This is a genomic window from Streptomyces echinatus, assembly GCF_014203595.1.
Taxonomy (GTDB): Bacteria; Actinomycetota; Actinomycetes; order Streptomycetales; family Streptomycetaceae; genus Streptomyces; species Streptomyces echinatus.
This window is the reverse complement of sequence record NZ_JACHJK010000002.1, coordinates 522,161-534,556: the sequence shown is the minus strand read 5'-3', so window position 1 is coordinate 534,556 and position 12,396 is coordinate 522,161. Positions and strand designations below refer to the sequence as shown.

The 12,396-nt window shown below is 72.9% G+C and carries 13 protein-coding genes and 1 pseudogene; 8 read left to right on the top strand and 6 right to left on the bottom strand.

Annotation, left to right across the window (positions count from 1 at the left end; translation table 11 throughout):
- Positions 1 to 57: 57 nt before the first annotated feature.
- The 4 genes from FHS34_RS06925 to FHS34_RS06910 all read right to left on the bottom strand — a co-directional run bounded on the left by FHS34_RS06925 (position 58) and on the right by FHS34_RS06910 (position 2,631).
- Positions 58 to 969 (bottom strand): phosphotriesterase family protein, encoded by a 912-nt coding sequence (locus tag FHS34_RS06925; protein ID WP_184962204.1) that lies wholly within the window; start codon positions 967 to 969, stop codon positions 58 to 60.
- Positions 966 to 1,544, bottom strand: coding sequence for a DUF4865 family protein (locus tag FHS34_RS06920; protein WP_184962202.1), 579 nt, complete (start codon positions 1,542 to 1,544; stop codon positions 966 to 968). The genes FHS34_RS06925 and FHS34_RS06920 overlap by 4 nt, the downstream gene beginning before the upstream one ends.
- Before the next feature lie 31 nt (positions 1,545 to 1,575).
- A complete protein-coding gene (locus FHS34_RS06915; protein WP_184962200.1) occupies positions 1,576 to 1,971 on the bottom strand; it encodes a (R)-mandelonitrile lyase in 396 nt (131 codons plus the stop codon).
- A gap of 72 nt (positions 1,972 to 2,043) precedes the next feature.
- Positions 2,044 to 2,631 (bottom strand): TetR/AcrR family transcriptional regulator, encoded by a 588-nt coding sequence (locus FHS34_RS06910; RefSeq protein WP_184962198.1) that lies wholly within the window; start codon positions 2,629 to 2,631, stop codon positions 2,044 to 2,046.
- Positions 2,632 to 2,834: 203 nt separating this feature from the next.
- Between FHS34_RS06910 and FHS34_RS06905 the strand changes: the two genes are divergently transcribed.
- From FHS34_RS06905 to FHS34_RS06895, 3 genes are read left to right on the top strand one after another with little or no spacing between them, the layout of a single operon-like run.
- Positions 2,835 to 3,125 (top strand): SHOCT domain-containing protein, encoded by a 291-nt coding sequence (locus FHS34_RS06905; protein WP_184962196.1) that lies wholly within the window; start codon positions 2,835 to 2,837, stop codon positions 3,123 to 3,125.
- Complete coding sequence (locus tag FHS34_RS06900) at positions 3,122 to 3,871, top strand: ABC transporter ATP-binding protein (protein WP_184962194.1); 750 nt, start codon at positions 3,122 to 3,124, stop codon at positions 3,869 to 3,871. The genes FHS34_RS06905 and FHS34_RS06900 overlap by 4 nt, the downstream gene beginning before the upstream one ends.
- On the top strand, positions 3,868 to 6,429 hold the full coding sequence (locus tag FHS34_RS06895) for an ABC transporter permease (protein WP_184962192.1): 2,562 nt from the start codon (positions 3,868 to 3,870) through the stop codon (positions 6,427 to 6,429). Before FHS34_RS06900 ends, FHS34_RS06895 begins: the two co-directional genes overlap by 4 nt.
- 763 nt (positions 6,430 to 7,192) lie before the next feature.
- Here the strand turns inward: FHS34_RS06895 and FHS34_RS42320 are convergent.
- Both FHS34_RS42320 and FHS34_RS06885 read right to left on the bottom strand, forming a co-directional pair.
- Positions 7,193 to 7,607 (bottom strand): annotated as a pseudogene (locus FHS34_RS42320) (ATP-binding protein); the annotation flags it as partial.
- A 206-nt stretch (positions 7,608 to 7,813) separates the two neighbouring features.
- Positions 7,814 to 8,137 carry a hypothetical protein gene (locus FHS34_RS06885; RefSeq protein ID WP_184962188.1) on the bottom strand — a complete coding sequence of 108 codons (324 nt, stop codon included), beginning with the start codon at positions 8,135 to 8,137 and terminating at the stop codon, positions 7,814 to 7,816.
- A 306-nt stretch (positions 8,138 to 8,443) separates the two neighbouring features.
- Between FHS34_RS06885 and cds1 the strand changes: the two genes are divergently transcribed.
- The 5 genes from cds1 (at position 8,444) to FHS34_RS06860 (ending at position 12,342) form a co-directional block, all read left to right on the top strand.
- Complete coding sequence (cds1, locus tag FHS34_RS06880) at positions 8,444 to 9,568, top strand: L-cysteine desulfhydrase Cds1 (RefSeq protein ID WP_184962186.1); 1,125 nt, start codon at positions 8,444 to 8,446, stop codon at positions 9,566 to 9,568.
- A 228-nt stretch (positions 9,569 to 9,796) separates the two neighbouring features.
- Positions 9,797 to 10,999 carry an ATP-binding protein gene (locus FHS34_RS06875; RefSeq protein ID WP_184962184.1) on the top strand — a complete coding sequence of 401 codons (1,203 nt, stop codon included), beginning with the start codon at positions 9,797 to 9,799 and terminating at the stop codon, positions 10,997 to 10,999.
- The gene (locus FHS34_RS06870) at positions 10,996 to 11,397 is read left to right on the top strand and encodes a roadblock/LC7 domain-containing protein (protein WP_184962182.1); all 402 of its coding nucleotides are present in this window, start codon (positions 10,996 to 10,998) and stop codon (positions 11,395 to 11,397) included. Before FHS34_RS06875 ends, FHS34_RS06870 begins: the two co-directional genes overlap by 4 nt.
- Positions 11,394 to 11,765 (top strand): DUF742 domain-containing protein, encoded by a 372-nt coding sequence (locus tag FHS34_RS06865; RefSeq protein WP_184962180.1) that lies wholly within the window; start codon positions 11,394 to 11,396, stop codon positions 11,763 to 11,765. The genes FHS34_RS06870 and FHS34_RS06865 overlap by 4 nt, the downstream gene beginning before the upstream one ends.
- Positions 11,740 to 12,342 (top strand): GTP-binding protein, encoded by a 603-nt coding sequence (locus FHS34_RS06860; protein WP_184962178.1) that lies wholly within the window; start codon positions 11,740 to 11,742, stop codon positions 12,340 to 12,342. Before FHS34_RS06865 ends, FHS34_RS06860 begins: the two co-directional genes overlap by 26 nt.
- Positions 12,343 to 12,396: the final 54 nt, after the last annotated feature.

Below are 12,396 nucleotides of genomic sequence, written 5' to 3'. Positions count from 1 at the left end.
GCGACGCCGTAACCCTCCGGCGGGACGAGGATCCGCACGATCGGGCCAACGGCCCGCTCATGCCCAGGCGACCCCGAACGCCCGCCCCGGATGCTCCCCGAGCATGAGATCCACCAGCTCCGGGCCCACCGCCTCGGTCAGCCGCTGCCGCACCCGGCGCAGCAGGTACGGCAGCCCGGGCCCGCCGTCGACCGAGCGGGCCCCGGCGACCACCGTGTCCCCGCCGAGCAGCAGCCGGTCCCCGAACCCCGCCTCCGCCAGGGCCCGTACGGCCTCCGGCATCCGCCAGTCGGTGGCGTGGTGGGCGCGGGACGGCCCGTCGAAGGCCAGCCAGCAGCCCGACGCGGCGGCCTGCCGGTGCACCACCGGGTCGGGGGAGCGGTTCAGATGCCCGAGGATCACCCGCTCGCCGGGTACGCCCAACTCGCCGCACAGCAGGTCCAGTACGTCCAGTGCGCCGGTGCCCAGCTCCAGGTGGACCGCGATGGGCGCGCCGGTGGCGTGGTGGGCCTCGGCCGCCGCCGTCATGGTCCAGCGGGCGTGCGCGTCGAGCCCGTGGAAGCCGCCCGCCACCTTGATCAGGCCGGCCCGGACCCCGGTCGTACCGATGCCCTCGGTGAGCTCGGAGACGAACAGCCCGGCCAGCCGTCCGCCGCGCAGCCGGCCGAGCGACTCCGGGTCGTAGTGGGCCGCCTGGTGCAGTCCGGTGGCGCACACGATCCGCACCCCGGTGGCCCGGGACAGCGCGGGCAGGTCCGCCGCCCGCCGTCCCATGCCGTGCGGCGTCCACTGCACGACGGCCGCCCCGCCCGCCGCGCGGAACGCCTCCAGTTCGGCCCGTGCGGCGCAGACGTCGTCCAGTTCCTGTCCCGGCAACCGCGGGCTGCGCAGGAAGAGATGGTCGTGCGCGTCGCAGACGCCCAGGTCGCCGGACCGGACGTCGCCGAGCACCGTACGGACGTGTGTCACCACTGCCGCCCGCGGGGGAGTCGGTCCAGGCCGGGTGCGGACAGGTGCAGCACCTCGTAGACATCCCCGTCGGCCTCGGGGGTCTCCTGCTCCCAGAGGGAGAAGTGCACCAGTTCCCAGCGGTGCGCGTCCACGGCCGCGGCCGCGAGGACGGCACCGTCCCGCGCGGCCAGCCGCTCGGTCTCGGCCACCGCGTCCTCCATCAGCGCCGTCAACTCGGCTCCCGCGGGGACGGGCAGGCGCCGCCGCACCGCGAACGCGGGGCGCGTGCCGGTGCCTTCGGCGTGGGCGAGGCCGGTCCACTGCCGTACGGCCGGCCGGCCGAAGTCGTCGACGAGCCCCTGGAAGGCGCCGCCCCACAGGAAGCGGTTCATACCCTCGACCGTGTTCCACAGGTAGAACGGCGCGTACTGGTTCACCGGCGAGCCGTGCACCCCCCGTTCACGCACCAGGTACGTCTTGAGGCCGAGCCCCTCCCAGTCCTCCAGCAGAGGACTGACGCGGGCGACCCGGGCGCGGATGACGCCCATGTCGTAGTCGGCGGGGAGGGTCATCTCGTACTGCATGGCGTGCATCGGGCGTTCCTTCCGTGGCGACGGGGTGTGCTCAGGCGGGGTACTCGGCAGCGGACACATGGCAGTCCCACTCCGTGGTGGTGCCGTCCGCGGCGGCCTCCACGACCGCCAGGTGGGTCATGAAGGTGCGGGGCCCGGCGCCGTGCCAGTGCCATTCGTCCGGCTCGATCCACACCGTGTCGCCCGCCCGGATCTCCTCGACCTCACCGCCCCGGCGCCGCACCAGTCCCTCGCCCTCCAGGACGTGCAGCACCTGCCCGTGCGGGTGCCGGTGCCAGGCCGTGTGCGCGCCCGGCGCGAAGTGGACGTTGAACATGCGCAGCCGGGAGGGGGCGGCGGGGGCGGCTATCTCGTCCAGCCAGACCGTGCCGGTGAAGTTCTCCGCCGGGCCCTGCCAGGTGTCGGGTCGCCGTCTGGTGATGTGCACTGACTCAGTTCTCCTGTCCGGTGTTGCGGTGCACTGGCTCGGTTCTCCTGTCCGGTGTTGCGGTGCGGTGACTCACGTCCGTCCGGCAGCCGGTGGTGCGAGCAGCGAGAGCAGGCCCCGCACACCGGCGTCGAAGGCGGCGGGGGATCCGCAGGCGCGGGCGAGGACGTAGCCGCCCTGCACGGTCGCGAGGACGGCCGCGGCGATCTCCTCGCCGTCCAGCCCCGGCGCGAACTGCCCCTGACGCTTGCCCTCTTCGACGATCCCGGCGATCCGCTCGCGGATGGCGGCGATGGTCTCGTCGACCGGTGCGCGCAGCTCCTCGCTCGCGATCACGTCCGGGTCCATGGTGAGCCGGCCGACCGGGCAGCCGCGCAGTACGTCACGCTCGCGCAGCAGGTACGCCTCGATGCGCTCGTACGGCGTGCCAGGGCCGCCGAGAAGGGCCTCGGCGGTGGCCCGCAGTTCCCCGGCGGTGCGCCGGATCGCGGCCAGGGCGAGGTCGGGCTTGCCCTTGAAGTGGTGGTACATGCTGCCCTGGCCGGCCCCCGCGCGCTCCAGGATCGCCTTGGGGCTGGTGCCCACGTACCCGCGCTCCCACAGCAGCTCGCGGGTGGACTCGATCAGTCGTTCCGAGGTGCTCATGAGCCTACTGTACATACTAGTAGTTACAGTCCGCCAGTCCGTCAGCCTGCCAGTCCGCCGGCCGGCCGGCGAGTCCGCGGGAGCAGCCGCGCGGCGGCGCCGTACTCCCCGGGAGGTACGCGTGGTGCCGCCGGCCGCACGACGACCCGCACCCCCTGCCGGAGGGAACCTCGGGACATCACCCGAAGACCCGAACCCACAAGGGAGATGAGCCCGAGATGCAGACCCTGGCGAACTGGGACGGGGGGCCCGGCCCGTGGATCCTGTTCTTCCCGCTGATCTGGGCGGTCGTCGTGATCGGCGCCGTCACGCTCCTGCGCCGCACCGCCTGGCGCGGGCGCGGCGGCCCCTGGCGGCCGGTGGTCGCGGGACGCCCGGCGGGCGACTCGCCGCTCGCGGTCCTCGGCCGCCGCTTCGCCTCCGGAGAGATCGACGAGGACGAGTACTGGCGCCGACTGTCCGTCCTGGAGGAGCAGTTCGGCCGCCTCGGCAAGGGCGGTGCGGCATGACCGCCACGACCGAGGTGCGGGCCGCGGCCCGCGTGGTGGACGCCGTGAAGGTCTACGGCGGCGGCGACACCGCCGTACGCGCCCTGGACGGTGTCGACGTCACCTTCCCCGCCGGACGCTTCACGGCGATCATGGGCCCCTCGGGCTCCGGCAAGTCCACCCTCATGCACTGCGCGGCCGGCCTCGACACGCTCACCTCCGGCGCCGCCTACATCGGCGACACCGAACTGGGCGCGCTGGACGACCGCCGCCTGACCCTGCTGCGCCGCGACCGGGCCGGCTTCGTCTTCCAGGCGTTCAACCTGGTGCCCACGCTGACCGTCGCGGAGAACATCACCCTGCCCCTGGACCTGGCCGGCCGGCGCGCCGACCAGGAGTGGACCGAGGCCCTCGTGGACATCGTCGGACTGCGCGACCGGCTGCACCACCGCCCCTCGGAGCTCTCCGGCGGCCAGCAGCAACGCGTCGCCGTCGCCCGGGCGTTCGCCGGGCGCCCGGACGTCGTCTTCGCCGACGAGCCCACCGGCAATCTCGACTCCCGCTCCGGCGCCGAGGTCCTCGGCCTGCTCGCCCGGGCCGTACGGGAGACGGACCGCACGGTCGTCATGGTCACCCACGACCCGGTGGCCGCCGCCCACGCCGACGAGGTGCTCTTCCTCGCCGACGGACGGCTGGTCGACCGCATGGAGGCGCCGACCGCCGACAAGGTCCTGGACCGCATGAAGGCCTTCGAGGCGCGGTCATGAACGCGCCGCTCCGGATCGGCCTCACCTCGCTGCGCACGCACCCGCGCCGTTTCGCCGGCACCTTCCTCGCGGTGTTCCTCGGCGTCGCCTTCCTGGCCGGCACCCTCGTCATGGGCGACACGCTCCGCGCGAGCTTCGGCAGCATGTTCGGCGAGGCCACCGGCGGCACCGGCGCGGTCGTCCGCGGCGCCGACACCATCACCGCACCCGGCGAGGCCCAGGGCGTACGACGGCCGGTGGACACCTCGCTGGTGCGGACCGTCGAGGGGGTCCCCGGGGTGGCCGCGGCGGCGCCGGTCATCCAGGGAGCCGGCCAGCTCGTCGGCGCCGACGGCGAACCCGTCGGCGGACACGGACCGCCCACCCTCGCCGGCAACTGGATCACCGACCCCGGGCTCAACCCGTACCGGATCGCCGAGGGCCGGGCCCCGGCCCGGCCGGGCGAGGTCGTGGTGAACCGGGGTGCCGCGAAGAAAGGGAAACTGAGGATCGGGGACACCACCACCCTGCGCACCCCGGACCCCGTCGAGGTGACCGTCGTGGGCCTCGCCACCTTCGGGGGCCAGGACGGCATGGCACAGGTGACCTTCACCGGCATGACCCGGGCCGACGCCGAGAGGTACCTCACCGCGCGGCCAGGACAGGCGGCGAGCATCCAGGTGCGGGCGGGCCCCGGAGTCAGCCAGCGGGAACTGGTCCGGCGACTGGCTCCCGTGCTCCCCGACGGCGTCGAGGCCATCACCGGCCAGCAGTCGGCGCGGGAGAACACCGACATGATCTCCAGCCAGTTCCTGACCGTCTTCACGACCTTTCTGCTCGTCTTCTCAGGCGTCGCCCTGCTCGTCGCCACCTTCTCGATCCACAACACCTTCGCCATCGTGGTCGCCCAGCGCACCCGCGAGAACGCTTTGTTGCGCGCCCTCGGAGCCGCCCGGGGCCAGGTCACCGCCGCCGCGCTCGCCGAGGCGGGGGTGGTGGCGATCGCCGCCTCCCTCACCGGACTCGCGGGCGGCATCGGCGTCGCCGCCGGACTGCAGGCGCTGTTCCCGGCGGTCGGGTTCCCCTTCCCCGACGGGCGGCTGGTGGTCAAGACGCTGTCGATGGTCCTGCCACTCGCGGTGGGCGTGCTGGTCTGCCTGGGCTCCGCGCTCCTGCCGGCCCGGCGCGCCGGACGCACCGCGCCGCTGGCCGCCCTGCGCGAGCCGGCGATCGACGCCTCGGGAGCCTCCCGTGTCCGCGCGCTCACCGGAACCGCCCTCGGCCTGGCGGCCCTCGCCGCGACCCTCACCGGCGTACTCGTCTCCCCGTCGGTCTGGCCGGCCGGAGCCGGCGCGCTGCTCGCCCTGGCCGCCTTCGTGGCCCTCGGTCCGGTCGCCGCCACCACGGCCGTACGACTGCTCGGCGGCCCCCTGGACCGGCTGCGCGGCGTCACCGGCGCACTCGCCCGGCGCAACGCCCTGCGCAGCCCCGGGCGGACGGCCGCCACCGCGAGCGCACTGATGATCGGCGTGGCCGTGGTGTCGCTCTTCACCGTGTTCGGCGCCTCCCTGAAGGCCACGATGGACCAGACCGTGTCCCGGTCCTTCGCGGGCGACATCGCGGTCAGCACCCCGTCCTACGGCGCCGGCGGCAGCGGGCTCAGCCCCCGGCTCGCCCCGGCCCTGCGGCGGCTGCCCGAGGTGGACACGGCCGTGGGGCTAGGCCGCGGGGTGGCCGAAGTCAACGGCAGGGGAAGGGCGTTGACGGTCACCGATCCGGTCGCGCTGGCCCGCGCCTTCGACCTCGGCACCGTCACCGGATCGCTGCGCGGCCTCGGAGACGACGGCATCGCGCTCACCCGTTCGGAGGCCGCCCGGCAGCATCTGCGTCCCGGCGACCGGGCGCGGCTGGCCTTCGCCGACGGGCGGACGGACACCTTCACCGTCCGCGCGGTCTACGACCGCTCCGAACTCGCCGGGGACTACGTCATCACCCGGTCCGCCTGGGCCCCGCACCGCACCCAGGACTCCGACACCCTCGTCGCCGTCACCCTCCGGCGGGGCGTGGCCACCGACGCGGGCAGGGCGGCGGTCCGGCAGGTGGCCGCGCGGTACGGCAACCCCGAGGTGCAGACCCGTGACGAGTACGCGCGCTCCTCGGCGGGTGGCATCGACATGATGCTGACCCTCGTCTACGCGCTGCTCGCCCTGGCCGTCGTCATCGCGCTGGTCGGCATCGCGAACACCCTGACGCTGGCCGTGCACGAACGCACCCGGGAGCTCGGTCTGCTCCGGGCCGTCGGCCAGACCCGGGGCCAGCTGAGGGCCATGGTCCGATGGGAGTCGGTCCTGGTGGCCGCCTTCGGCACGGTGGGCGGCCTCGGCCTCGGTGCCTTCCTCGGGTGGGTGCTGGTGAGGGCGTCCGACGGCGGAAGCGACACGGCCTTCGCCTTCGCCCTTCCGCTCACCCGCCTCGCGGTCGTGGCCCTGGTCGGCGTCACGGCCGGCGCCCTCGCGGGCCTCCGCCCGGCCCGCCGAGCGGCCCGGCAGGACATCCTGCGGGCCATCGCGACGGAGTGACCGGCGCTCCGGACCCCTGCCGGGGAGCCCGGCGCTCCGGCCTGTGCCGGGGAGTTCGGAGCGTCGGCCGGTGTCAAGGTTCGGAGCGTCGGCTGGGGGTCGGGGAGTCCGGAGCGTCGACCTGCGCCGGGGAGTCCGGAGCGCCGGCCCGTGCCGGGGAGACCGCCGGTTCGCTGGTGACGGCCCGCGCAGCGCCGCGCGGGCCGTCCTGCGCCGCGGTACCCGGGGAAACCGGGCCGGGCGGTACGGGGCCGGTCCCCGCCCGGTCAGCCGGAGACGGCGGACCGGGCGGGAGCCGGCGTCCCGGCCGCGGGGGAGGCGGGCCCCACGGCGGGTCCGGCGGCGGCGGGCGCGGGAGCCACGACGGCCGCGGGAGCCACGACGGCCGCGGGAACCGCGGTCGCGACGGGCGACGTGCTTCCGGCCGGCGTGCTTGCGGCCGGCGTCGCGGCACCGGCCGCCGTCGGGTGTCCGGCGGGCGTCTGGTTTCCGACCGCGACCGAGTCGCCGGCAGTGGCCGTAACTCCCGAGTGCGCCGAACCCCGCTCGGAGGCCGCATGCGCCACGGCCGCGGCCGGAACGGGAGCCGCTGCGGGCACGGGAGCCATTGCGGGCACGGGGGCCCCCGGCGGAACCGCGCCGACGGCAACGGCCCCGGCGGGCACCGCCTCAGCCGGAACGCCCGCCGGCACCGCGGCCGCCGCCGCGACAGGCGCGGGCGTGGCCGTGCGTACGGTTTGCGGCGGCCGCGCCGGACGGCCGGGCGCCGCCGCCGGCAGCGTGAACCAGACGACCTTGCCGTTCTCGCCGTCCGGCCGCGCTCCCCAGCTCTCGCTCACCGCGGCCACCATCGCCAGGCCCCGCCCGCACGTGGCGAGCGGCGTGGAGTCCGGCGCGGCCGCGGCGTCGGCCGGCACCGGAAGACGGGGATCGTGGTCGCGTACCGAGACCGTGAGCCGGTCCGGCAGCAGCTCCAGTTCCACGGTGCACGACTTGTCGGGCCTGGCGTGCCGGTGGACGTTGCTCAACAGCTCCGTCACACCGAGCGCGGCCCGGTCTATCAACGGGTCCATATGCCAGTAGCGCAACTGCGCAGATACGATTCTGCGGACCTGGCCGATCCGCGACGGCAGGGCTTGGAGCTCCACCGTGCATTGCCTGCTTGGGTGACTGATCACGGCTGCGACTCCCCGATGTGAGGTCCGGAGGAACCGGAGTAAACACGGAGAACAACGGATCCAGCAGGGTGCTTGCGTCCAAACGTCCGCCTGCTGTCGTGGCCGGCGGGCTGGTTCGCAGCGTTATCGCCGGTAAACCCAGAGTGACGTGAGACCAGCGTGGCGCAGTGGATGCGCTCCCGCAACTCGCCACGGCGGTGCGTCGCTCAGCCGCCGTCGCCCGCCGCCCGGCGGACCGCCTCGACGAACCGACGTGCCGCGGGCGGCCCCGGCCGGCCGGGGGCGGGATCCCGCTCGCCCAGCGTCAGCAGATACCGCGTACCGTTCACGTCGGCCAATGCCCGGTCGTCCGGCACGAACCAGGGCGTGGAGGCGCGTACCGCCTGCACCGGCGCGCTGTCGATCTCGCTGCCGTAGCTGTTGAGCAACTGCAGCCTGCCCTCGCTGATCCGGACCTGTCCGGCCCGGGTGAGCGAACGCAGGCGTTTGCCGATTCGCACGCCCGTGGCCGTGAACTCCGGCTCCGCCATGTCTCGCCGCCCCCTTGCGGGTGTTCCCGTGGTTGCGTGTGCGCCCCCGTTCGGGACGGGTCGTCCCGTCGCGTGCAGTCTGCCCCGGCGCGGCGTGGAGCACCAGTGTGCGCGGGGCGCCCGCGGCTTCCGCCCGGAGCACTTGCGTCCATGCGCCCCCGGTCGGCTCGCACGTGCGTGCCCCAGCGGGTCTTTGGGTGGCTCAAAGATGCGTTTATGCAGGTGGGAAGGCGTGTGAAGAGTGCCTATGCTCGATGTGCCGGCCCGCGTGAGGCGCCGTCGGCGACGAGCGTAAGGAGCCCCTCCGTGAGCACCACCCCCCAGACCACGACCGGCGCCACCCTCGACGTCGACCGCAGCGACCCCGCCTACCGTGGCTGGCTGAAAGAAGCCGTTCGCAAGGTTCAGGCCGACGCCAACAGATCGGCGGACACGCACTTGCTGCGCTTCCCGTTGCCCGAGCGGTGGGGTATCGACCTCTATCTGAAGGACGAGTCCACCCACCCGACCGGCAGCCTCAAGCACCGGCTCGCCCGTTCCCTGTTCCTCTACGGCCTGTGCAATGGCTGGATCCGACCGGACCGGCCGGTCATCGAGGCGTCCAGCGGCTCGACGGCGGTCTCCGAGGCCTACTTCGCGAAGCTGATCGGCGTGCCCTTCATCGCGGTCATGCCGCGCACGACCAGCGCCGAGAAGATCCGCCTGATCGAGTTCCACGGCGGCCGGTGCCACTTCGTGGACGACTCCCGGAAGATGTACGAGGAGTCCGCCCGCCTCGCGGTGGAGACCGGCGGCCACTACATGGACCAGTTCACCTACGCCGAGCGGGCCACGGACTGGCGCGGCAACAACAACATCGCCGAGTCCATCTTCCGCCAGCTGCAGTTGGAGCGGTTCCCGGAGCCGGCCTGGATCGTGGCCACGGCCGGCACCGGCGGCACCTCGGCGACCCTCGCCCGCTACGTCCACTACATGCAGTACGACACCCGGATCTGTGTGGCCGATCCGGACAACTCCTGTTTCTTCGAGGGCTGGACCACCGGCGACCCGGAGGTCTCCTGTGACTGCGGCTCCCGGATCGAGGGCATCGGCCGGCCGCGCATGGAGCCGAGCTTCGTGCCCGGCGCGATCGACCGGATGATGAAGGTCCCGGACGCGGCCAGCGTCGCCGCGGTGCGGGCGCTGGAGGGGGCCATCGGCCGCAAGGCGGGCGGCTCCACGGGCACCGGTCTGTGGAGCGCGCTGAAGATCGTCGCCGAGATGGTGGCCGAGGGCCGTACGGGCAGTGTCGTCACCCTGCTGTGCGACCCGGGGGACCGGTACCTGGACAAGTACTACTCGGACGCCTGGCTCGGCGGGCAGGGCCTGGACATCGCGCCGTACGCGGCGACGATCGACTCGTTCCTGGTGACAGGGGTGTGGCCGGGCTGAGCCCACCCGACCCTCCGGCAGCCGTCGTCCGACGGGCACGTGACAACGGTGTGTGGGTTTCGTGACGTCTCAAGTAGGCCTTGGGGCAAGCTGGTTGTGTCTGTGTGACTGATAAGATCATCCCACCTTTCAGTGGGCTGACGGCGTGTCATGAACGCGTCTGGGGGGCAGTCAAAGGCACCATCGCGCTCGCACGCTCCTGGCGCGATGCGACTTGAAGAGAGTCTCATGACGTCATTGACCACGGATCCACTGCTGTGGATCTTGCTGGTGGTGCTCATCGTTGCGGTCGTCGCGGTGATGAGGGCCAGGAGAACCAACATGGCTCTCCGAAGAACGAGGAAGGACCTGGAGACAGGACTGGGAGAGGCCCGCGGCGACGTGAGCCAGCTCCACGGGCACATCGCCGGGCTGACCGCGCAGCACCAGCGCGACCTCGCCGACGTACGGGCGGACGCGGAGGCGGCGACCAAGGCGGTGCTGAAGTCCGCCATGGGAACGCTCCAGTCACTCGCCGAGGAGCAGCAGGTACTCCTCGACGACCTGTTGAAGAAGTACGGCGACACCACGGACGTCCTGGGCGACCTGATGGCGGTCGACCACACCGGCAGCCAGTTCGGCCGCCGCGCCAAGGGCATCTCCGTGCTGTGCGGCGGCTGGCTGGGCAGGCGTGACGGTGCCGCCACCGTCTACGACGTCGCCCGCAGCGCCCAGGGCAGGATCAGGGACTTCGACCGGGTCGGCGTCCACTCGCAGGTCAACGTCTCGCTCGTGGGCAAGGCGGTCGAGCCGGTGGCCGTCGTACTGGCCGAACTGCTGGACAACGCCACGAACTACAGCGCGCCCGGAACGCCGGTCGAGGTCAACATCCAGACCGTACCGACCGGTGTGTGCTTCATCGTGGACGACGCCGGCCTCGGCATGGACCAGGAGACCAAGGACCGGGCGGCGTCCCTGCTGTCCGTCGACGGTCCCGTCGACATCACCGGGCTCGGCGATCCGCCGCGGTTCGGCTTCGCCGTGTGCGGCATGCTCGCCGCCCGCTACGGCTTCGCCGTCTCCGTCGGCTCCGTATCCCCCTATGGCGGAGTGCGTGCAGTGATTCGTGTGCCCGAAAGTCTCCTCGCGGCCGACGCTCCTTCCCCCGCGGCCGACGCCCAGGGCACCGTGGCCCCGGAGAGCGCGCCCCAGCGCCTCGCGCCGGTCCCGGTCGTGGGCCCCTCGCACGTGGTGGGAACGACCACGGGAGGTCTGCCCAAGCGCCGGCGCCGCAACGGCCCCGTCACGGTGGTCCCGGCGCTCGACGCCGGTGATCAGGAGGGGACCTCTCAGCCGGCCAGCGAGGTGACGGCGTCACGGCTCGGGGCGTTCGCCCGCGGGACCCAGCTCGGGCGCACCACGAACACCATGGAAGGATCTGACGACCAGTGAAGACCGACCTGTCCTGGGTGCTGAACGACGTGCTCGAGGTGCGCGGAGCCCGGCACGCGATCCTCGTCTCGGGCGACGGCCTGCTGCTGCAGCGCTCGGACGACATCGGGCGGGACGACGCCGAGACGAACGCCGCCGCGATGAGCTCGATGCAGTCGCTGAGCCGGGCCGTCGCGGGGTTCGTGGGAGCGGGGCACGGTATCTGGAAGCAGACGCTGCTGGAGTACGACGGCGGCTGGATCTTCCTGATCGCCGCGGGCCAGGGCGCGTACCTCGCCGTCTCGGCCGCCCTGGACGTCGACATGGAGGCCATGTCCTTCCGCATGCAGAAGACGGTGGTCTCCCTGAGCAAGGCGATGAGTGTGGCACCGCGCACGGACAACGGTGCCCACGCATGACGCCCGGCGAGGAAGCCTCCGTCACCAGCGACTTCGTCCGCTCCTACGTCATCACCGGCGGCCGGACCCTGCCGGACGCGGACGACCTGGCGCTGCACACCCTGGTCACCCTGGCTCCCGAGCGGACCCCTCCGCTGGGAGCCGGTCCCGAGGTGATGTCCATCTGGAACCTGTGCGCGGGCGGCTACCTGTCGGTCGCCGAGGTGGCCGGACACGTGGGACTGCCGGTGGGGGTGGCACGGCTGCTGCTGACCGACTTATCCGAGCAGGGACACCTCCTGCGCCGCGCCGAGCCGCCCCGGGCTCAGAACGTAGACAGAGCGACCCTGGAGAAGGTTCTGAATGGACTCCAATCCCTCATCGGCTGAGACGCCCCCTGGATCCATCTACGTCTCCAGCGCGGTGACCAACGCTGCCAAGATCCTGGTCGTCGGGCACTTCGCCGTGGGCAAGACGACGCTCATCGGTTCGCTGTCGGAGATCGCCCCGCTGCGCACCGAGGAGAAGATGACGCAGGCGTCCCTCCATGTGGACGACCTCAGAGGCGTGACGGACAAGCGCACGACCACCGTCGCGCTGGACTTCGGCCGCCTGACGCTCAGCGACGACCTCGTGCTGTACCTGTTCGGCACCCCCGGACAGCAGCGCTTCATGCAGCTGTGGGAGGACATGGCCCGCGGCGCACTGGGGGCGCTGCTGCTGGTCGACCCCGCACGGCTGGAGGAGACCTTCCCCGTCATCGATCTCGTCGAGCGGTACGGCCTGGAGTACGCCATCGCGGTCAACAGCTTCCAGTCGAGCACGGTGTACGAGGAGGCGGAGGTGCGCGAGGCGCTCGACCTGCTCCCCGACACCCCCGTCGTCTACTGCGACGCCCGCGACCGGCAGTCCTCCGCCCACGCGCTGATCGCGCTCGTGCGTCACCTGCTCACCCGAGCCGCCTGACACCCCCATCCGCCCGGACCTCCGGCCCGGTGCCAGCAGAAGGAACCTCATGGA